The sequence below is a fragment of the Pantoea sp. Ap-870 genome, assembly GCF_011752515.1.
GTDB lineage: Bacteria > Pseudomonadota > Gammaproteobacteria > Enterobacterales > Enterobacteriaceae > Pantoea > Pantoea dispersa.
In genome coordinates, this window is the sequence record NZ_VWXG01000004.1 from 294,385 (window position 1) to 313,446 (window position 19,062).

General features: G+C 59.8%; 19 protein-coding genes and 1 pseudogene. 11 read left to right on the forward strand and 9 right to left on the reverse strand.

Features of this window, described 5'->3' with window-relative positions:
- Window positions 1–198 precede the first annotated feature (198 nt).
- The 3 genes from pyrB (at window position 199) to ridA (ending at window position 2,075) form a co-directional block, all read left to right on the forward strand.
- Window positions 199–1,134, forward strand: coding sequence for an aspartate carbamoyltransferase (gene pyrB / locus F3J41_RS12560; protein WP_058770675.1), 936 nt, complete (start codon window positions 199–201; stop codon window positions 1,132–1,134).
- Between the two features lie 11 nt (window positions 1,135–1,145).
- Complete coding sequence (pyrI, locus tag F3J41_RS12565) at window positions 1,146–1,610, forward strand: aspartate carbamoyltransferase regulatory subunit (protein ID WP_010615964.1); 465 nt, start codon at window positions 1,146–1,148, stop codon at window positions 1,608–1,610.
- Between the two features lie 78 nt (window positions 1,611–1,688).
- Entirely contained in the window at window positions 1,689–2,075 is a 387-nt protein-coding gene (ridA, locus tag F3J41_RS12570) for a 2-iminobutanoate/2-iminopropanoate deaminase (RefSeq protein ID WP_010615965.1), read from the forward strand.
- Window positions 2,076–2,187: 112 nt separating this feature from the next.
- Here ridA and F3J41_RS12575 read toward each other — a convergent pair whose 3' ends face one another.
- Window positions 2,188–4,572, reverse strand: coding sequence for a beta-N-acetylhexosaminidase (locus F3J41_RS12575; protein ID WP_166711357.1), 2,385 nt, complete (start codon window positions 4,570–4,572; stop codon window positions 2,188–2,190).
- Window positions 4,573–4,850: 278 nt separating this feature from the next.
- Here F3J41_RS12575 and nrdD point away from each other — a divergent pair, with 278 nt between their 5' ends.
- Both nrdD and nrdG read left to right on the forward strand, forming a co-directional pair.
- Window positions 4,851–6,989 (forward strand): anaerobic ribonucleoside-triphosphate reductase, encoded by a 2,139-nt coding sequence (nrdD, locus tag F3J41_RS12580; RefSeq protein ID WP_166711359.1) that lies wholly within the window; start codon window positions 4,851–4,853, stop codon window positions 6,987–6,989.
- Window positions 6,986–7,450 (forward strand): annotated as a pseudogene (gene nrdG / locus F3J41_RS12585) (anaerobic ribonucleoside-triphosphate reductase-activating protein); the annotation flags it as partial. The gene nrdD and the pseudogene nrdG, both read left to right, overlap by 4 nt.
- On the opposite strand, the gene F3J41_RS12590 reads toward nrdG, so the two are convergent.
- Entirely contained in the window at window positions 7,445–8,479 is a 1,035-nt protein-coding gene (locus F3J41_RS12590) for a permease (RefSeq protein ID WP_166711363.1), read from the reverse strand. The pseudogene nrdG and the gene F3J41_RS12590 sit on opposite strands and share 6 nt — an antisense overlap.
- Before the next feature lie 237 nt (window positions 8,480–8,716).
- Here F3J41_RS12590 and F3J41_RS12595 point away from each other — a divergent pair, with 237 nt between their 5' ends.
- Window positions 8,717–9,238 carry a type 1 glutamine amidotransferase domain-containing protein gene (locus F3J41_RS12595; protein ID WP_021507686.1) on the forward strand — a complete coding sequence of 174 codons (522 nt, stop codon included), beginning with the start codon at window positions 8,717–8,719 and terminating at the stop codon, window positions 9,236–9,238.
- A 34-nt stretch (window positions 9,239–9,272) separates the two neighbouring features.
- Here the strand turns inward: F3J41_RS12595 and F3J41_RS12600 are convergent, their stop codons facing one another.
- Window positions 9,273–9,686 (reverse strand): YhbP family protein, encoded by a 414-nt coding sequence (locus F3J41_RS12600; RefSeq protein ID WP_058759569.1) that lies wholly within the window; start codon window positions 9,684–9,686, stop codon window positions 9,273–9,275.
- Between the two features lie 77 nt (window positions 9,687–9,763).
- Here F3J41_RS12600 and F3J41_RS12605 point away from each other — a divergent pair, with 77 nt between their 5' ends.
- A complete protein-coding gene (locus F3J41_RS12605; protein ID WP_058770681.1) occupies window positions 9,764–10,051 on the forward strand; it encodes a GIY-YIG nuclease family protein in 288 nt (95 codons plus the stop codon).
- On the opposite strand, the gene F3J41_RS12610 is transcribed toward F3J41_RS12605, so the two are convergent.
- Window positions 10,035–10,541 carry a GNAT family N-acetyltransferase gene (locus F3J41_RS12610; RefSeq protein ID WP_021507689.1) on the reverse strand — a complete coding sequence of 169 codons (507 nt, stop codon included), beginning with the start codon at window positions 10,539–10,541 and terminating at the stop codon, window positions 10,035–10,037. The two genes, F3J41_RS12605 and F3J41_RS12610, sit on opposite strands and share 17 nt — an antisense overlap.
- Window positions 10,535–11,059 carry an SCP2 domain-containing protein gene (locus tag F3J41_RS12615; RefSeq protein WP_058759570.1) on the reverse strand — a complete coding sequence of 175 codons (525 nt, stop codon included), beginning with the start codon at window positions 11,057–11,059 and terminating at the stop codon, window positions 10,535–10,537. Before F3J41_RS12615 ends, F3J41_RS12610 begins: the two co-directional genes overlap by 7 nt.
- A 205-nt stretch (window positions 11,060–11,264) precedes the next feature.
- Here F3J41_RS12615 and F3J41_RS12620 point away from each other — a divergent pair, with 205 nt between their 5' ends.
- From F3J41_RS12620 to F3J41_RS12630, 3 genes are all read left to right on the forward strand, one after another.
- On the forward strand, window positions 11,265–12,260 hold the full coding sequence (locus F3J41_RS12620; protein WP_058759571.1) for a peptidase U32 family protein: 996 nt from the start codon (window positions 11,265–11,267) through the stop codon (window positions 12,258–12,260).
- A 9-nt stretch (window positions 12,261–12,269) separates the two neighbouring features.
- Window positions 12,270–13,154, forward strand: a complete 885-nt coding sequence (locus tag F3J41_RS12625; RefSeq protein ID WP_058770682.1) for a U32 family peptidase — start codon at window positions 12,270–12,272, stop codon at window positions 13,152–13,154.
- Between the two features lie 116 nt (window positions 13,155–13,270).
- Window positions 13,271–14,281, forward strand: coding sequence for an LLM class flavin-dependent oxidoreductase (locus F3J41_RS12630; protein WP_021507693.1), 1,011 nt, complete (start codon window positions 13,271–13,273; stop codon window positions 14,279–14,281).
- Between the two features lie 3 nt (window positions 14,282–14,284).
- Here the strand turns inward: F3J41_RS12630 and F3J41_RS12635 are convergent, their stop codons facing one another.
- A complete protein-coding gene (locus F3J41_RS12635) occupies window positions 14,285–15,199 on the reverse strand; it encodes an AraC family transcriptional regulator (RefSeq protein WP_059009545.1) in 915 nt (304 codons plus the stop codon).
- 181 nt (window positions 15,200–15,380) lie between these two features.
- On the opposite strand from F3J41_RS12635, the gene F3J41_RS12640 reads away from it, so the two are divergent.
- Window positions 15,381–16,037, forward strand: coding sequence for an SDR family NAD(P)-dependent oxidoreductase (locus F3J41_RS12640; protein WP_166711365.1), 657 nt, complete (start codon window positions 15,381–15,383; stop codon window positions 16,035–16,037).
- Between the two features lie 65 nt (window positions 16,038–16,102).
- Here F3J41_RS12640 and F3J41_RS12645 read toward each other — a convergent pair whose 3' ends face one another.
- The 3 genes from F3J41_RS12645 to nlpI all read right to left on the reverse strand — a co-directional run bounded on the left by F3J41_RS12645 (window position 16,103) and on the right by nlpI (window position 19,061).
- Window positions 16,103–17,998, reverse strand: a complete 1,896-nt coding sequence (locus F3J41_RS12645) for a DEAD/DEAH family ATP-dependent RNA helicase (RefSeq protein WP_058759574.1) — start codon at window positions 17,996–17,998, stop codon at window positions 16,103–16,105.
- Between the two features lie 16 nt (window positions 17,999–18,014).
- Window positions 18,015–18,071, reverse strand: a complete 57-nt coding sequence (yrbN, locus tag F3J41_RS23670) for a protein YrbN (RefSeq protein ID WP_098053093.1) — start codon at window positions 18,069–18,071, stop codon at window positions 18,015–18,017.
- A 105-nt stretch (window positions 18,072–18,176) separates the two neighbouring features.
- On the reverse strand, window positions 18,177–19,061 hold the full coding sequence (gene nlpI, locus F3J41_RS12655) for a lipoprotein NlpI (RefSeq protein ID WP_021507697.1): 885 nt from the start codon (window positions 19,059–19,061) through the stop codon (window positions 18,177–18,179).
- Between the last annotated feature and the right edge of the window lies 1 nt (window position 19,062).

Here is a 19,062-nt window from a genome sequence, read left to right on the forward strand (position 1 = left end):
GATGCGGCTCAGTGAATGCGTATAATGCGCCACAATTTGCCGGAGGAAACATGCAACAGCGCAGCGCACAATTTGCCGCTCCCGTACGCCTGAATGCAGGCGGCGCACCTGTTTCTTTCCGTCATTCATCGATCGCCAGAAAGCCCCTGTAAAGGGGCTTTTTTTTGTCCGCAATCCGGCAGCGCAGAGGAGAGAGCTATGGCCAACCCGCTATATCGCAAGCACATTATTTCCATCAACGACCTCAACCGCGATGAGCTGGAGCTGGTGCTGCATACCGCCGCCCAGCTGAAAGCCCATCCGCAGCCGGAGCTGCTGAAACACAACGTTATCGCCAGCTGCTTCTTTGAGGCTTCAACGCGCACCCGCCTGTCGTTTGAAACCGCGATGCACCGGCTGGGCGCCTCGGTGGTGGGATTTGCCGACGGCAGCAACACTTCGCTGGGCAAGAAAGGGGAAACCCTCGCCGATACTATCTCGGTGATTGGCACCTATGTGGATGCCATCGTGATGCGCCATCCGCAGGAAGGGGCGGCGCGGCTGGCCACGGAGTTCTCGGGCGGCGTGCCGATCCTTAACGCCGGTGACGGCGCCAACCAGCACCCGACGCAGACGCTACTCGATCTGTTCACCATCCGGGAAACCCAGAGCCGCCTCGATAACCTCAACGTGGCGATGGTTGGCGACCTGAAATATGGCCGCACCGTGCATTCGCTGACCCAGGCGCTGGCGAAGTTCAGCGGCAACCGCTTCTACTTCATCGCACCGGATGCGCTGGCGATGCCGTCCTACATCACCGATATGCTGGATGAACAGAACATTGCCTGGTCGCGCCACGACAGCATCGAAGAAGTGATGCCGGAGCTGGATATTCTCTACATGACGCGCGTACAGAAAGAGCGTCTCGATCCCTCAGAGTATGCCAACGTGAAAGCGCAGTTCATCCTGCGGGCGGCCGACCTGGCCGGTGCGCGCGATAACATGAAGGTGCTGCATCCGCTGCCGCGCATTGATGAGATCACCACCGATGTCGACAGCACGCCGCACGCCTGGTATTTCCAGCAGGCCGGCAACGGCATCTATGCCCGCCAGGCCCTGCTGGCGCTGGTACTGAATAGCGAACTGGCACTGTAAGGAGCAGAACGATGACCCACGATAACAAACTGCAGGTTGAAGCCATCAAACGCGGCACGGTGATCGACCATATTCCGGCGCAGGTCGGCTTTAAGCTACTGTCACTGTTCCGCCTCACCGAAACCGATCAGCGCATCACCATCGGCCTTAATCTGCCGTCGGGCGAGATGGGGCGTAAGGACCTGATCAAAATCGAAAATACTTTTCTGACCGATGATCAGATCAATCAGCTGGCGGTGTACGCGCCGCACGCCACGGTGAATCGCATTGATGAGTATGAAGTGGTGGCGAAGATCGCACCGACGCTGCCGGAACGCATCGAGCGCGTGCTGACCTGCCCCAACGGCAACTGCATCAGCCGCAGCGAGCCGGTGTTCTCCAGCTTTGCGGTGAAACAGCGCGACGACGATGTGCACCTGAAGTGTAAATACTGCGAGAAAGAGTTCGCGCGCCACGTGGTGCTCGGTCACTGGTAATCGCCCGTTACCTCCCTATAATGGGGCGAACATTTTCGCGGCGGGCAAGGGTTCGCCGCGCATGCCTAAGGAGAAACAATGTCTCGCGAAATCAGTACTGAAAAAGCCCCGGCAGCGATTGGCCCGTACGTCCAGGGCGTGGATCTCGGCAGCATGATCATCACCTCCGGCCAGATCCCGGTCGATCCGGCCACCGGTGCGGTTCCGGACGATATCGCCGCGCAGGCGCGTCAGTCGCTGGAGAATGTGAAGGCGATTGTGCTGGCCGCTGGCCTGCAGGTGGGCGACATTGTGAAGACCACCGTGTTCGTCAAAGACCTGAACGATTTCGCCACGGTCAACGCCACCTATGAAGCGTTTTTCACCGAGCATCAGGCCAGCTTCCCGGCGCGCTCCTGCGTGGAAGTGGCGCGTCTGCCGAAAGACGTGAAGATTGAGATCGAAGCCATCGCGGTACGTCGCTGATTTAGCTGTCATCAATCACACAGCATGCAGGGGGCGTATCCGTGCGCACCTGGCGAGATCGCCAGGTCGTCATCAATGACGACCCTGCATAGTTCGTGACTTCCGAACTTCCCTATCTCGACGATCGCAGCAGTTTCTCCAGCGGTCGCACCAGCGCCAGCACCGTTTCATCCTGCACCTGCGCCGCCGCATCCAGCTGGGCGTGCATCTGCGCCACCTCGCCTGCGCCATAGGCATGATTGCGCTCCAGCGCATTCACCAGATCCAGCCCCATCCGGCTCAGCTCAGCGACCTGGCGCACCTGCGGCTGCAGCGCTTTCAGCTGATAGTTGCCCAGCACCAGCGGCATCACTGCATCGCTGTTGCGCTGCCAGCGCTGCAGCTGATGGCGCAGGGCGCTGGCGGCAGCATGATCGCCGCGATTGGCGATCAGCGCATCCACCTGCTTATCCAGCAGGCGCACCGGCTCGCTCTCAGCCGGCAGCACGTCCGCCAGCCGGTTCAGCGGCTCAAAATAGTCATAATGCCCGGCCTGAAACTTCAGGTGCTGGCGGGTGTAATATTGCGCCGGTTCCAGCACTTCCGCCAGCACGCGCAGTGGAGTGATATCGCTGCTGTTGGCCAGCCGCATCATCTGCACCTCGGCCTGCTGATGCTGCTGCAGGCCGACCGACACCGTCCCCCAGCGATCAATCGCGCTGAGCCGCTGGTACATATTCTCGCTATCGGTCACATCCTGCGCCGACCACAGCCGCTCCGCCACCACAAAGGCGCGCGGCCACAGCCGCGTATCAATCACCCGGCTATTCACGTTCTCCGCCCACAGCGCCGCTTCACCGCCCAGCAAATCACGCTGCAGCTGAGCGGGCGTGGGCAGTACCGGAGCAATACCGGCCGGTATCTGCGCCAGCCTGCTGCCTGTGGTCGGATAGCGCACGTTGCCCACCAGCACGTAGCCGGTCAGGCTGTCACGCGTCAGCGTCACCACCGGCTGAAACGGCCCCATCCAGCTGTCGACGCTGAAGGTCAGCTGCGTCGGTGATAGCCAGCGAATGTCGCTGACCTGGCGTCGCGCCTTGCCGCTGAAATCGATAAAACCGCGCCAGCCGTTTTTGCTCTCAATCAGGGTGAAACTGCCCTGCACCGCGCTGCCTTTCAGACGCGGCATAGTGAACTGCCAGCTTTGCGCCTGATCGTCGGCGCGCAGTTGATCGACGCCGTTCAGCCCCTGCGGCCAGAGCTCGTTGCGATAGTGATACGCGGCGCTCTGCGGCTGGTCGAGATAAAAACCGGTGGAAAGAATGCCGCGATATCCCTGCTTTATCACTTCGCTCAGCGCGTCCTGCCCCTGCCACGACTGAATCACAATACTTTTCGGCAGGTCGGGATGGTACACCTCATCCCAGCCAAGCATGCGCCGCTGATGCGCGGCGAGAATCTTCTCAACCCGCTGGTTGAACCACGCCTGCAGCGCATGGGCATTCTGCAGGCCGTGGTCGCGCATAAACTGCTGAATCTTCGGTGAGGCGTTCCACTGACTGGGATCGACTTCATCCCCGCCGATGTGAATGTAGGGATCGGGAAAGATCGCCGCGACTTCGCCAATCAGCGTATCAATAAAGCGAAACACCGCTTCATTGCTGGGATCGAGCAAGGGTTTAAACACCCCCCAGCCGCGCTCCATGGCATACGGCCCCGGCGCGCTCATCAGCTCCGGCATCGCTACGGCCAGGGCGGAAGCATGGCCGGGCAGATCGATTTCCGGCACCACGCGCACGCCTCGCTGAGTGGCATAGTGCACCAGCTCGCGCATTTGCTGCTGGCTGTAGAACAGGCCATCACTGGCCTGCTGCTGCAGCTGCGGATAGTGACTGGAAGCAAAGCGCCAGCCCTGATCGTCGGTCAGGTGCCAGTGAAACACGTTCATGCGCGCCGCGGCGATACCATCAATCTGCCGCTTGAGGGTTTCCAGCGGCAGGAAGTGGCGCACCGGGTCGATCAGCACGCCGCGCCACGGGAAGCGCGGCCGATCGTCAATAGTGACAAAGGGAATTTGCGTGCCGCTGGCAGTGTTGGCGATCAGCTGCAGCAGGGTTTCCATGCCGCGCATCGCGCCAAAACGGGTAGGTGCCTGCAGCAGTACGCCACTGCTGCTGACCTCCAGACGGTAGCTTTCGTCGCTGTCCGGTTGCGGTAGCGGATCGACCGCGTCGGCAATCCGGATCTGAATGGCGGGACGATCGCTGGCCGGGCTGGCGGGCAGCAGCGCCCAGCCGGTTTGCCGCGCAATGCGGGCGCGCCAGCGCGCTTCGGCCCCTTCCAGGTGATCGCCGGTGATGTGCAGCGAAAATTGCGGCGTCAGGGTAAACGCGCCACCGCCTGCGGGCTGCGTCACCTGCTGTGGCCACGGCATCAGCGGCAGATCGCCTGCCGGTGCGGCCTGCGTGGAAAACGTCAGGGAACACAAAACGGCCAGCAGCGTACGGGGCAGAAGCATGGTGGGCATCCTTGTAAGGCAAAACGATGGGCCGGAAATGGCGCAAAACGCTCATTAAACCTGTTTCGCAACGCAAAGCAAGTTGCAACCGGCTGAAGTTTGTGCGGCTTAAAACTTTTCAGTGTAGCGGCTGTTGACCACTGCACGGCTTTCAGGCGCTGGCCGCGCTTCTTTGCGACAAGTCAAAAACAGTGCGATTAATTCCCTCTGAAACACCACATGTTGCGATTACACTCCTTAAAATTATCTACATGTAGTTTCCAGCGGAGTGAGGGAAGATGGCAACGGTAGTGATTAAGCGTGACGGCTGCAGGGTGCCGTTTGATGCCCGGCGCATTGAAGCTGCAGTGCGGGCCGCCGCGCAGGCTGCCCAGGTTGACGACCTGGCCTGGTGCACGACGGTCGCTCAGCAGGTCAGCGCGCAGCTGGCAACGCAGGCTGAAGTCGATATTCGCGACATCCAGTGTGCCGTGGAAGAGGCGCTGATGAGCGGACGCTGGCCACAGCTGGCGCGCGCCTATATTGAATACCGTCACGACCGCGATCTGGCGCGCGAGCAGCGCGGCAAGCTGCACCATGCCATTCGCGGCCTGGTGGAACAGACCAACGCGGCGCTGCTCAACGAAAACGCCAACAAGGACAGCAAAGTGATCCCGACGCAGCGCGACCTGCTGGCCGGCATCGTGGCCAAACATTATGCCCAGCAGCAGTTGCTGCCGCGCGATGTGGTGCTGGCGCACGAGCGTGGGGAAATCCATTATCACGACCTCGACTACTCTCCCTTCTTCCCGATGTTTAACTGCATGCTGATCGATCTGCACGGCATGCTGACGCACGGCTTCAAAATGGGTAACGCCGAGATTGAACCGCCAAAATCCATCGCCACCGCCACCGCGGTGACGGCGCAGATCATTGCGCAGGTCGCCAGCCATATTTACGGCGGCACCACCATAAACCGCATTGACGAAGTGCTGGCGCCGTTTGTCACCCTCAGCCTTGAAAAACATCGCCAGATTGCCCGCGAATGGCAGATTGCTGACGTGGAAGCTTACGCGCACGCACGCACGGAAAAAGAGTGCTACGACGCGTTTCAGTCGCTGGAGTACGAAGTCAATACGCTGCACACCGCCAACGGCCAGACGCCGTTCGTCACTTTTGGCTTTGGCCTCGGCACCGACTGGGCGGCGCGCCTGATTCAGCAATCGATTCTGCGCAACCGCATTGCCGGGCTGGGCAAAAACCATAAAACCGCGGTGTTTCCTAAGCTGGTGTTTGCCATTCGCGAAGGCGTCAATCGCCGCGCCGGCGACATCAATTACGACATCAAACAGCTGGCGCTGGAGTGTGCCAGCAAGCGCATGTATCCGGATATTCTCAACTACGACAAAGTGGTGGAAGTCACCGGCTCGTTCAAAACGCCGATGGGCTGCCGCAGCTTCCTCGGCGTTTACGAGGAAAACGGCGAGCAGATTCATGAGGGCCGCAACAACATCGGCGTGATCAGCCTCAACCTGCCGCGCATTGCGTTAGAAGCCCAGGGAGACGAAGCCCGCTTCTGGACGCTGCTGGATGCGCGCCTGGCGCTGGCGAAGCGGGCGCTGATGACCCGCATTGCCCGGCTGGAAAAAACCAAAGCGCGCGTCGCACCGATTCTTTACATGGAAGGCGCCTGCGGCGTACGGCTCAACGCGGACGACGAGGTGGGCAAGATCTTCCGCAACGGCCGCGCCTCGATCTCGCTGGGCTATATCGGTCTGCATGAAACGCTTAACGCGCTAAGCGGCAACGCCGTGCATCCGTATGATGCCGCGCATCTGCGCGCAACCGGCGTGGCGATTGTGACGCATCTGCGCAAAGCGGTGGATGCGTGGAAAGCGGAAACCGGCTACGGCTTTAGCCTGTACAGTACGCCCAGTGAAAACCTGTGCGATCGCTTCTGCCGCCTTGATGCCGCCGAATTTGGCGTGGTGCCGGGCGTGACCGACAAGGGCTATTACACCAACAGCTTCCATCTCGACGTAGAGAAAAAGGTCAATCCGTACGACAAAATCGACTTTGAAGCGCCCTACCCGGCCATCGCTAACGGCGGCTTCATCTGTTACGGCGAATACCCCAACATTCAGCACAACCTGCGGGCGCTGGAAGATGTGTGGGATTACAGCTATGACCGCGTGCCCTATTACGGCACCAACACGCCGATCGATGAGTGCTACGAGTGCGGCTTCAGCGGCGAGTTCAGCTGTACCAGCAAAGGCTTTACCTGTCCGTGCTGCGGCAATCACGATCCGGCGCGCGTTTCGGTCACGCGCCGCGTCTGCGGCTATCTTGGCAGCCCGGATGCGCGGCCGTTCAACGCCGGCAAGCAGGAAGAGGTGCAGCGCCGCGTCAAACACCTTGATACCGGACAGCTGGGATGATGCACATTCATCGCTACTACGATGTGGATATCGTGAATGGTCCCGGCACGCGCTGCACGCTGTTTGTCGCGGGCTGTGAACATCAGTGTCGCGGTTGCTACAACCAAAGCACCTGGCGGCATGACTCCGGCGTGCCGTTTACGCTGGCCATGGAGGAGCAGCTGATCGCCGATCTGCAGGATCAACGCATTCCGCGTCAGGGGCTGTCGCTGAGCGGCGGCGATCCGCTGCATCCGCACAATGTGCCGCATATTCGCCGGCTGGTGAAGCGCGTGCGACGCGACTGTCCGGATAAAGATATCTGGCTGTGGACCGGCTACACCCTGGCGGAGCTGACGGCGGCGCAGCGTGAAGTTATTGCGGAAATCGACGTGCTGATTGATGGACGTTTCATCGAAGCGGAAAAAGATGCGCGGCTGCTGTGGCGCGGCAGCCGCAATCAGACTATCTGGTATCTACGCCAGCCACAGTGCGAGGATGCCGAGCAGCATGCCGCTGACGGCCACGCCGCAGAAGGCGATCCACAGCGCGCGCGGCGGGAACGCGCGATGTAGCATCAGTAGCGACGGCACGCTGACTGCGGGCAGCGTCACCAGCAGCGCCAGCGCCGGTGCGATGCCCATGCCCGCCAGCATCATGGTTTGCAAGATAGGGATTTCGGCAGCGGTCGGGATCACAAACAGGCAGCCGGCGATGGCCATCAGCATTACCCAGAACAGCGTATTGCCCACCGCCCCGTCCGCGTGCGGAAACAGCCAGACGCGCGCGGCGCCGAGCAGCAGCACCGCCACGATGTAGAGCGGAATGGTGTTACAGAACAGCCGCCACATCACGCGCAGCCAGCGCGTCACAAACCGTTCATGGCTTTCTTGCGGCAACAGCGGCGCGGCAACGGCGGTTTCCGGTACGCTGCGCTGCACCAGCAGGGCAATGCCCAGCACCATCACCCCACCCGCCACCAGCCGAATGGCGGCAAACTGCCAGCCGAGCACAAAGCCCATAAACACCAGCGTTGCCGGATTGAGCAGCGGATTCGCCAGCCAGAACGCCATCGCCGCGCCGCTTGAAACCTGCGCCTGGCGCAGGCCGACGGTCACCGGCGCGGCACAGCAGCTGCACATCATGCCCGGCAGGCCAAAACCGGTGCCGACCAGCGTGGCCCCCAGCCGGTTGCTGCCCATCAGACGCAGCAGCCAGCGGCGCGGAATCAGCACCTGCACCAGCGAGCCCAGCACCACGCCGAGCACCGCGGCTTTCCACACCGCGAGAAAATAGACCATGGCGTAATCCAGCGCGGCGCGCCACGGCGAATCTGCGGCATTGGCAAGGATCGAGCGGCCGATGGAATGGGTTTCTGCAGCCGTGAAGGCTTTGCCATAGTAAGGCTGCCATTTAACGTACCACAGGCCGATAAGCACCACGGCGAGGAACAGCAGCGGTTTCCACCAGGCGAAGCGGGCCGCTGGTGCAGGTGAGGCGAATTGGGTCATAACCGGTTCCGTATTCAACTGAATAACGTATGCCGCGCGGAGGGCGCGACGCAGATCCCACAGTGTTATTCAGGTTATGCCTGTGTGCCAGCGTCGTCACGCTTAAACTTGATCTGTCTCCGGAATTTAACCAATCCCGCCTGCGCCGGCTGGCTTGCGTTTCCGCGCTCAGGGTCCAGACTTGTCTGTTGAAACGTGTCACGCACAGCAGGTGCGTGACCAGCAAGGAGGAGAAAGATGAGCAAGAAAATAGCGGTTCTGATTACCGATGAATTTGAAGACTCAGAGTTTACCTCACCGGCCGAGGCCTTCACCAAAGCGGGCCATGAAGTGGTCACTATTGAGATGCAGGCGGGCAAAACCGTGAAGGGAAAACAGGGCAAAGCCGAAGTCAAAATCGACAAGGATATTGACCATGTCAGCCCGGCCGAGTTCGACGCGCTGCTGCTGCCCGGTGGTCATTCGCCTGACGCGCTGCGCGGTGACGATCGCTTTGTCACCTTTACCAAAGAGTTTGTTGCCAGCGGCAAACCGATTTTCGCCATCTGTCACGGTCCGCAGCTGCTGATCAGCGCGAACGGCGTGCGCGGTCGCAAAATGACCTGCGTGAAAGCTATCGCCATCGATCTGCGTAATGCCGGCGCGGACTTTTACGATAAAGAGGTGGTGGTTGATGATGACAAGCTGGTTACAAGCCGCACGCCTGAAGACCTGCCCGCGTTTAACCGCGAATCCCTGCGCATTCTGAACGCAGCGTAAGGCGGTCGCCCGGTGCGCCTGCGCGCGTGCCGGGCTAACGCTGCCAGACAATCTTTTTGCCAAACCCCAGCGCGTTATCGGTCATTTTCAACTCATCCAGCGTAATTTCCCACAGCGGCGCGGTGACTTTTTTTGCCACCGGAAAGCGCGACTGATAGGCCTTCAGCGCCTGCGCCTCATCGGTCAGTTGTATACGCCCGCGATACTGCACGCCTTTAATCAGCAGCACCGTTTTCGGCTGGCCGTTCACCGTGCCGGCAACGCGTGGATGACGCGCCATCAGCGCGCCGTGACGCGTATCGGCTTCGGTCATCAGCCAGAACGCCATGCGCGCTTCATCGAATACGTAGAAACAGTTGGCGCACCATAGCGCATCGCCGTCGCTGGCACACAGCGACAGCACGTGCTGTTTTTTCAGATAGCGAATCAGATGAGAATGGTCAGACAAGAGCAACTCCGTGCGTTGATAGCGATGCGGCCGCAGGCGCGTTACACTGCCCGCCAGCACATGAACGAGGTTTGTAAATGGAACAGGGCTGGCAGCTGTATATGCTGCAAACCGCCGCCGGGATGCTTTATACCGGCATCACCACTGACGTCAACCGTCGCCTGCAGCAGCACCAGCAGGGGCGCGGTGCCCGTGCGCTGCGCGGCAAAGGTCCACTGACGCTGGTGTTTCACTGCGCGGCTGGCGATCGCGCGGCGGCTTCCCGGCTGGAGTATCAGGTAAAACAGCTGAGCCGGACGCAGAAACTGCTGCTGGTTGCCCAGCAGCCGGCCTGCTTAACGGCGTGGTTTAGTCGATACGATTGAAAGGTGCCGAGAAGGCGATCAGCCCTTCTGCCCCATCGAACGCATCGTCCGCCAGTTTATACACCTGAAACGCCGCTTCGCTGCCGGGCCAGCGGCAGTGCAGGCCGTGACGCGCCGCCGGTTCAAAGCCGAGCGGATTGTAGAACTGCGGATCGCCCAGCACCACCACGGCGCTGTAGCTGAACTCATTGAGCGAATCGAGCCCTTCATACACCAGCTGTTTAGCAATGCCCTGACTGCGCACCGAGGCATCAACCGCCAGCGGCGCCAGCGCCACCCAGTTACGATCCTCGCCCTGCAACGTCACCGGACTGAAGGCGGCATAACCCAGCACCTGGCCTTCGTCATCGGTGGCCACCACGCCCAGCGTGAGTAAACCGTCTTCACGCAGCTGCTGTACCAGTTCCGCTTCGGCTGCGGTGGCAAAACTGCGCTTTAACAGGCTGTCGATGCCTGCCGCGTCCACACCAATTTCAGTACGAATCAACATGAGATCCCCGCGCGCGCCTCAGCGGCCTTCGCGTCCTGTGTCATTCCTGCCTCAACAAAAGCAGCCAGCTGCAGCAACCCCGTGCGCAATGGCGTGGGCATGGCGTCCAGTTCTATGGCATCCATCAGATTCTTCACCTCCAGTCCCAGCTCCGTGTCGCCCTCAATCACCAGACGGCGCTGAAAGAACAACATATCGGGGTCGGCTTTGCGTGCTGCTACCAGCAGCAGATCGTTGGCTTCGCCACGAAACCAGACATCTGCTTCGGCATCGCGCGAAACGGTCAGGCGCCCGTCCTGCAGCGTGGTGATCCAGCGCAGATTGACGTCCGCGATCTCAATGCCGAGATAGCGCCCTTGCAGAAAGTCTAACTCACCTTCAGCCAAAGCATGACGAAATTGCCAGTTTAGGAGTTGTTGCAAAACCGTTTTTTTCACGGCGAATGGTGTTAGCGACACCGGTAAAGCGAGGAATTCCGGCCCTTTTTCAATTAACAGGCCGCGTAAGCGTGCGAACATGCGCTGCACTCCCTTGAGAAAATTTTATCTATATTGCCACATCCGTCGGCTTTCGCCTCAACCGGGATCAAGGAAATCGCCCCGCGTCTGTGCGAAAATTCTCCATTCCGCCCTGGCAATCCCGCTTTCACTGCCTTAAATCAACATTGCTGCACCTGCGCTTCCTTACACTCAACGGCGTTCAGAATCCGGGGGAGGAAATTGTATGGAACTGCTGTGTCCGGCGGGGAATTTACCTGCGCTGAAATCGGCGGTGGAGCACGGCGCTGACGCGGTGTACGTCGGCCTGAAAGATGACACCAACGCCCGCCACTTTGCTGGCCTCAATTTTACCGATAAGAAACTGGCAGAAGCGGCGCGCTTCCTGCATCAGCACCGGCGTAAACTGCACGTGGCGATCAACACCTTCGCCCATCCTGACGGCCTTAACCGCTGGCAAAGCGCCATTGACGTCGCCGCACAGAACGGTGCCGATGCGCTGATTCTGGCCGATATCGCCACGCTGGAGTATGCCGCCAGCCGCTATCCGCAGGTTGAACGTCACCTGTCAGTGCAGGCGTCCGCCACCAATCTGCAGGCCATTCAGTTTTATCACCGCCACTTTGCGCTGAGCCGCGTGGTGCTGCCACGCGTGCTGTCGATGCACCAGGTGAAGCAGCTGGCGCGCGAAACGCCGGTGCCGCTCGAAGTATTCGCCTTTGGCAGCCTGTGCATCATGGCCGAAGGCCGCTGCTATCTCTCGTCGTGGCTGACCGGCGAGTCGCCGAACAGCGCGGGCGCCTGTTCACCGGCCAAATTTGTGCGCTGGCAGCAGACGGCACAGGGCATGGAGTCGCGCCTGAACGAAGTACTGATTGACCGTTACGCCGCCGATGAGAGCGCGGGCTATCCGACGCTGTGTAAAGGACGCTACGAGGTGGATAACCAGCGCTATCACGTGCTGGAGGAGCCCACCAGCCTGAATACCCTGGCGCTGCTGCCAGAGCTGCTGCGCGCCAATATCGCCTCGGTGAAAATTGAGGGACGCCAGCGCAGCCCGGCCTATGTGGCGCAGGTGGCGAAAGTGTGGCGTCAGGCGATCGATCGCTGCATGGCCGATCCGCAACAGTTCACGGTGCAGGCGCCGTGGATGCGCGCGCTCGGTGAACTTTCTGAAGGCAGCCAGACCACGCTCGGCGCCTATCACCGCGACTGGCAATAAGGAGACCGTATGAAATACGCCATCGGCCCGGTGCTGTGGTACTGGCCAACCGCCACGCTGGAGCAGTTTTACCAGCGCGCCGCAGAAAGCAGCGCAGAGATTGTCTACCTCGGCGAAGCGGTGTGCAGCAAACGCCGCGCCACTGCGTTCAGTCAGTGGATGGAGATGGGCCGCACGCTGGCGGCCAGCGGCAAACAGGTGGTGCTGAGCACGCTGGCGCTGCTGCAGTCCCCTTCGGAAGTCAAAGAGCTGCGCCGCTATGTTGAAAACGGTGAGTTCTTACTGGAAGCCAACGATATCGGCACCGTGAACATGGCGGCAGAGCGCAAACTGCCGTTTGTCGCCGGTCCCACCCTGAATGTGTATAACGCGCAGACGCTCCAGCTGCTGCTGCAGGAGGGCATGACGCGCTGGTGCATGCCGGTGGAGATGTCACGCGACTGGCTGATTCAGCTGTTGCAGCAGTGCCATGACGCTGGCCTGCGCGACCGGTTTGAGGTTGAAGTGCTCGGCTACGGCCATCTGCCGCTGGCACTGTCGGCGCGCTGCTTTACCGCGCGTTCCGAAAACCGTGCCAAAGATGATTGCCAGACCTGCTGTATTGATTATCCCACCGGGCGCCGCGTGCTGTCGCAGGAGGGCCAGCAGGTATTTGTCCTGAACGGCATTCAGACCATGAGCGGCTACTGTTACAACCTTGGCAACGATCTCGCCGGTATGCATGGCTGGATCGATATTGTGCGCCTGTCGCCGCAGGATGAGAGCACCCTGGCACAGGTTGATCGCTTCCGCGCTAACGAAGCGGGTGAAGCGCCGCTGATGATGGCGCGCGGCAGCGACAGCAACGGTTACTGGCGCCGCCTGGCCGGAATGGCGCTGGATAGCGGCGGTTAAAGGCACATTCCGGCTATATTCCTGCCGTTATTAGCAGTTTTAATATGGGTAATGATGCGTAATACTGACTGGTGCAGGTTTACTTATCACCTGCGCCATCCTTTGCTGGAGTACCCATGTCTGAGAAGAAAACTGTTCGCCTGTCCGTACTGGATCTGGCCCCCATTCCGCAAGGCTCGTCTGCGCGCGATGCCTTCCATAATTCGCTGGCGCTGGCGCGTCAGGCTGAAGCCCTTGGCTTTCATCGCTACTGGCTGGCCGAACACCACAACATGACCGGCATCGCCAGCGCCGCAACGTCGGTGCTGATTGGCTATCTCGCCGCTAACACCGAAACGCTGCGCCTCGGCTCCGGCGGGATCATGCTGCCCAACCACGCACCGCTGGTGATTGCCGAACAGTTTGGCACCCTGGAATCCCTCTACCCTGGCCGTATCGATCTCGGACTGGGCCGCGCGCCCGGCTCCGATCAGCGCACCATGCTGGCGCTGCGCCGTCATCTTTCGAGCGCCCAGGCCGACAGCTTCCCGGAAGATGTGGCCGATCTGATCCGCTGGTTCGATGCCGAAGAGGGCGAACATCCGCCGGTACAGCCGGTGCCTGGCCTCGGGCTGAAAATTCCGGTGTGGCTGCTGGGTTCCAGCCTGTATAGCGCGCAGCTGGCGGCGCAGCTTGGTCTGCCGTTTGCCTTTGCTTCGCACTTCGCGCCAGACCTGCTGTTGCAGGCGCTGCACCTGTATCGCGAAAAATTCCAGCCCTCTGCGCGTCTGGCAAAACCTTACGCTATGGTGTGTGTCAACGTGGTGGCGGCAGACAGCGATCGTGATGCGCGCTTCCTGTTCACCTCGATGCAGCAGCAGTTCATTAATCTGCGCCGCGGCAAGCCCGGCCCGCTGCCGGCGCCGGTGGAGAACATGGATAACCTGTGGTCGCCGTCCGAACAGTATGGCGTGCAGCAGGCGCTGAGCATGTCGGTGGTGGGCGATAAAGATAAAGTGCGCCACGGCCTTGCCGCGCTGCTGCGCGAAACCCAGGCGGATGAGATCATGGTCAACGGCCAGATTTACGATCCGCAGGCGCGCCTGCGTTCGTTCGCGCTGGCGATGGAAGCCGCACGCACGCTGTAAGCCTTACTGCGGTGGGGAGAGTCCTTCCGGCCCCACCGCCATCTTGCGCACATCGCGCGCCGGTGACTGGCCATAAAAACGGCTGTACTCCCGGCTGAACTGCGACGCACTCTGATAGCCCACCCGGTAGCCCGCCGTCCCGGCATCCAGCTTCTCAATCATCATCAGTCGGCGCGCTTCGTTGAGCCGCAACTGCTTCTGATACTGCATCGGCGTCATTGCCGTAACCGCTTTAAAGTGATGGTGCAGCGATGAAATGCTCATGCCAACGCTGCTGGCCAGCTGATCCACCTTCAGCGGTTGATGAAAGTTTTCGCGCAGCCAGCGCGCCGCGCGCGCCACTTTGTTGCCCGGGCGCTCGGTCAGCGCCATATTCAGAATGCGCGGCCCTTCCGGCCCGGTCAGCAGGCGATAGAAAATCTCCTGCTCAATCAGCGGTGCCAGCGCGGCGATATCCTGCGGCTGATCCAGCAGCGCCACCAGCCGCATCACCGCATCCACCAGCGGCGGCGCGACTTTATGGACGGTAATGCTGCGTTCGGGGGCGGCGCTGCCAATCTGCTGCGGCGGGAAATGCTCCAGATAGCGCAGCAGGCGCGCTTCGTTGATGGTGATGCCGACGCCAAGACAGGGTTTCTCTGGTGTCGCCAGCACCACGCAGGACTGCACCGGCATGTCCATGGTGACCAGCAGCAGATCGCCCGGCCCGTAATGCATCACATCATCGCCCATGCGCAGTGCTTTCTGGCCCTGGGCCATCAGCGCAAACCCCGCCCAGCTGGCAATGTGCGCCAGGCTGGAGGGGTGCGAGCTGCGGCCAAAAGAGAGAAAATCAATCGCGCTGGCGGTGCGCCCATCCTGCTGCGCGTGACGGGCAATCATCGCCACCAGCTGCTGCCACTGTTCCTGATGAATCATGCGTTAAGCACTCCGCGATGAAAAATCACTGAATCCCCATTCTTACCTGCCGATGCGGTTGCGCCTAGTCCCTGCGCCACAGATTTGCAGGATCGTGCAAAAAGCTTGCAGGATTGCGCTACCGCACAAAGCGGCAACAGCGCATGCTTTACTCACCCGAAATCTCAGGTGGAGAGACACAATGCAAGCACTTGAAGGCAAAATTGCGCTGGTGACGGGCGCGGCGGATGTGGTGACCGATATCTGCGCGCTGGGAAGCGACGCCATCGCCGTACAGGCCGATATATCCCGAGAAGCTGACGTGCAGCGCCTGTTCGCCAGCAGTATTGCGCAGTTTGGCGCGCCAGACATCGTGGTCAACAACGCCGGCATGTTTCACCATGGCGACTTCGCCAACCTCAGCGTCAGCGACATGCAGCAGCAGCTCAACGTCAATCTGCTCGGTACGCTGCTGGTGTGCCAGCAGGCGGCGCAGCATTTTCCGGCGCGCGGCGGCTGCATCATTAACCTCAGCGCGCTGAATAGCCAGCGCAGCCTGCCCGGCTCGGTGCTGTGGTCAGCGACCAAAGGCGCAATCGATACCTTAACGCAGGGGCTGGCACGTGAGCTGGGCCCGCGCAACATTCGCGTCAACGCGCTGGCGCCGGGGATCATTCTGACCGAAGGGCTGCTGGCAGCGAAAAAAATGAATGCAGAATTTAAAGCGCAGCTGATCGCGGCCACGCCGCTGGGACGCTTTGGTCTGCCGGAGGATGTGGCGCAGGTGGCGCTGTTTCTGGCGTCGGAAGAGTCGGCTTATGTTACCGGTGAGCGGGTGCTGATTGCCGGCGGCGTGTAAAGTCCGCATTACAGACATAAAAAAAGGACGCTTGCGCGTCCTTTTTATTTTTAAGCGATTAACGCTTATGCATCACGGCGACGTGGTGCAGCTGCGCCTTCGTCGCGACGTGGGCCACGGCCACCTTCACGGCTGAAACGTCCGCCTTCACGACCGCCTTCGCGACGCTCAGAGAAACGACGCGGTGCGCCACCTTCACGGTTGCCACCCTCGCGGTTACCACGACGCTCACCACCGAAGTCACGACCGCCGCTACGACGCTCGGTGCGCTCGTGTGGCTGTGCATCGCCCAGCAGCTGCATATTCATCGGCTTGTTGAGAATACGCGTACGCGTGAAGTGCTGCAGGACTTCACCCGGCATGCCTTTTGGCAGCTCGATAGTGGAGTGAGTACCAAACAGCTTGATGTTACCGATGTAACGGCTGCTGATGTCGCCTTCGTTAGCAATCGCGCCCACGATATGACGCACTTCAACACCGTCATCACGGCCCACTTCAATGCGGTACAGCTGCATTTCGCCAACGTCACGACGTTCGCGACGTGGACGATCGCCACCTTCGCGGCTGTCACGGCTGTCACGACGTGGACGGTCGCCGCCACGCTCATCGCGATCGCGGAATTCACGACGCTGTGGACGTGGTGCATCCGGTGGCAGAATCAGTGGACGTTCGCCCTGCGCCATTTTCAGCAGTGCAGCGGCCAGCGTTTCCATATCCAGCTCTTCTTCTGGCTGCATTTTAGCCAGCAGCGCACGGTACTGATCCAGATCGCTGCTTTCCAGCTGCTGCTGAACTTTGGCAGCGAACTGCGCCAGACGACGCTGACTCAGCAGCTCGGCGTTAGGCAGCTCAACTTCCGGAATAGTCAGCTTCATGGTGCGTTCGATGTTGCGCAGCAGACGACGCTCGCGGTTCTCAACGAACAGCAGCGCACGGCCAGCACGACCCGCACGACCGGTACGGCCGATACGGTGTACATACGATTCGGCATCCATCGGGATGTCGTAATTAACCACCAGGCTAATACGCTCAACGTCCAGACCACGGGCCGCAACGTCAGTCGCGATCAGGATATCCAGACGACCGTCTTTCAGACGCTCCAGCGTCTGCTCACGCAGCGCCTGGTTCATGTCACCGTTCAGCGCGGCGCTGTTGTAGCCGTTACGCTCCAGCGTTTCTGCGACTTCCAGCGTGGCATTTTTGGTGCGCACGAAGATGATGGCAGCATCGAAGTCTTCCGCTTCGAGGAAACGCACCAGCGCGTCAGACTTACGGCCGTAAGCGGTCCAGTAAGACTGAGAAATGTCCGGGCGTGTAGTGATGCTGGACTGGATGCGCACTTCCTGCGGATCCTTCATGAAACGCTTAGTGATACGGCGAATCGCTTCCGGCATGGTTGCAGAGAACAGTGCGGTCTGATGACCTTCCGGGATCTGCGCCATGATGGTTTCAACGTCTTCGATGAAGCCCATACGCAGCATTTCATCGGCTTCGTCCAGTACCAGACCACGCAGGCTGGACAGGTCCAGGGTACCGCGTTTCAGGTGATCCAGCAGACGGCCCGGGGTACCAACCACGATCTGTGGACCCTGGCGCAGTGCGCGCAGCTGCACGTCATAACGCTGGCCACCGTACAGGGCCACGACATTAATACCGCGCATGTGTTTAGAGAATTCTGTCATCGCTTCAGCCACCTGAACCGCCAGTTCGCGGGTCGGCGCCAGCACCAGGATTTGCGGTGCGCGGACAGAAGGATCAACGTTGTTCAGCAGCGGCAGCGAGAACGCTGCTGTTTTACCACTACCGGTCTGCGCCATACCCAGCACATCACGGCCCGCCAGCAGGTGAGGAATACACTCAGCCTGGATTGGCGATGGCTTAACGTAGCCCATACCGTTCAGTGATTCGAGGATGTCGGCGTTCAGGCCCAGATCAGCAAAAGTGGTTTGAATATCAGTCATGTAGTACACGTGCCTCTTAGATTGCGGCGGCCAGTCTACATAACTCGTCGTGAAAACTTTCAGTCATTTTCATCAAAAAGTGTGAACCGGCTCAAATTAGAAGTTTTGACGAACAGAAAAGCCCTCACCTGTTCAGGCGATGACTTTACGGGTAAATCAGGCAATAAAAGTTCGTCAGCTATTGCTGGTCAGATTCTGATAAATCGTCTTGTGTCTGGCCGAGTTGCGCCAGTTCCAACAATGCGTATCGGTGTTCAACAAAGTTATTGACGTTGTTGGCCACCGCCAGTTTGAACAACGCTTTCGCGTCGTCCTTCTCCCCCAGACTTAGGTAGTACTTACCTAAATAGAAGTTGGTTTCACTGAGATGTTCAGCGAGCGAGGTGTTATCCGTTGCGTCCGCCTTGAGACGTTCCATCAATGTTTTTTCACTGATGTCGCCCAGGTAGAACTCGACAATATTCCATCCCCATTGGTCCTTAGCCGCCTTGTCGTAACGCTGTTGTAGCGTCACTTTTGCCTTGTCGGCATCCATCTCGCGTTCAACGAGGTAGAGCCACAGGCTGCGGAACGGATCGTTAGGATCGTCTTGATAAAACGCCAGCAGATCATCTTGCGCTAACTTGTATCGACCGCCGTAATAGAGGGCGATACCACGGTTTAAATGCGCATAGTTGTAAGTTGGATCAAGCTCAAGTACAGAATCAAACGCTTCATAGGCAGCATCAAAATTGCCTGCCTGCGTTAAGTAAATGCCGAGATAGTTAAACACTTCCGGCATATCCGGTCTGATAGACAGCGCTTGCGAGAAATCGTTCCGCGCTAGTGCCCTCAGACCCAAACTATCATACAACACTCCGCGCTCATATAACAGCTGTGCGCGTTCATCATCGGTCAGGGCCCGACTGGCAAGAATTTGTTCCATTCGCGCCAGAATAACCTCTTGCTGCAGTGTGGGCTGCAAAGGTACTGCCAGAACTTCGTTCTTACGCCAATTGGAGTTGCTGCATCCTGCCAGCGTGATAGCTGTCGCAACAAAACACCAGCGCAAAAAAGGCTTCATT

Excerpts from the sequence above, each read along its gene's own strand:
- pyrI (WP_010615964.1), top strand. The coding sequence starts at position 1,146 with ATGACCCACGATAACAAACTGCAGGTTGAAGCCATCAAACGCGGCACG.
- F3J41_RS12620 (WP_058759571.1), top strand. The coding sequence starts at position 11,265 with ATGGAACTGCTGTGTCCGGCGGGGAATTTACCTGCGCTGAAATCGGCG.
- F3J41_RS12635 (WP_059009545.1), bottom strand. The coding sequence starts at position 15,199 with ATGATTCATCAGGAACAGTGGCAGCAGCTGGTGGCGATGATTGCCCGT.
- F3J41_RS12615 (WP_058759570.1), bottom strand. The coding sequence starts at position 11,059 with ATGTTCGCACGCTTACGCGGCCTGTTAATTGAAAAAGGGCCGGAATTC.
- F3J41_RS12590 (WP_166711363.1), bottom strand. The coding sequence starts at position 8,479 with ATGACCCAATTCGCCTCACCTGCACCAGCGGCCCGCTTCGCCTGGTGG.
- nlpI (WP_021507697.1), bottom strand. The coding sequence starts at position 19,061 with ATGAAGCCTTTTTTGCGCTGGTGTTTTGTTGCGACAGCTATCACGCTG.
- F3J41_RS12605 (WP_058770681.1), top strand. The coding sequence starts at position 9,764 with ATGGAACAGGGCTGGCAGCTGTATATGCTGCAAACCGCCGCCGGGATG.
- F3J41_RS12630 (WP_021507693.1), top strand. The coding sequence starts at position 13,271 with ATGTCTGAGAAGAAAACTGTTCGCCTGTCCGTACTGGATCTGGCCCCC.
- nrdD (WP_166711359.1), top strand. The coding sequence starts at position 4,851 with ATGGCAACGGTAGTGATTAAGCGTGACGGCTGCAGGGTGCCGTTTGAT.
- ridA (WP_010615965.1), top strand. The coding sequence starts at position 1,689 with ATGTCTCGCGAAATCAGTACTGAAAAAGCCCCGGCAGCGATTGGCCCG.
- F3J41_RS12610 (WP_021507689.1), bottom strand. The coding sequence starts at position 10,541 with ATGTTGATTCGTACTGAAATTGGTGTGGACGCGGCAGGCATCGACAGC.
- pyrB (WP_058770675.1), top strand. The coding sequence starts at position 199 with ATGGCCAACCCGCTATATCGCAAGCACATTATTTCCATCAACGACCTC.
- F3J41_RS12595 (WP_021507686.1), top strand. The coding sequence starts at position 8,717 with ATGAGCAAGAAAATAGCGGTTCTGATTACCGATGAATTTGAAGACTCA.
- F3J41_RS12575 (WP_166711357.1), bottom strand. The coding sequence starts at position 4,572 with ATGCTTCTGCCCCGTACGCTGCTGGCCGTTTTGTGTTCCCTGACGTTT.
- F3J41_RS12640 (WP_166711365.1), top strand. The coding sequence starts at position 15,381 with ATGCAAGCACTTGAAGGCAAAATTGCGCTGGTGACGGGCGCGGCGGAT.
- F3J41_RS12645 (WP_058759574.1), bottom strand. The coding sequence starts at position 17,998 with ATGACTGATATTCAAACCACTTTTGCTGATCTGGGCCTGAACGCCGAC.
- F3J41_RS12625 (WP_058770682.1), top strand. The coding sequence starts at position 12,270 with ATGAAATACGCCATCGGCCCGGTGCTGTGGTACTGGCCAACCGCCACG.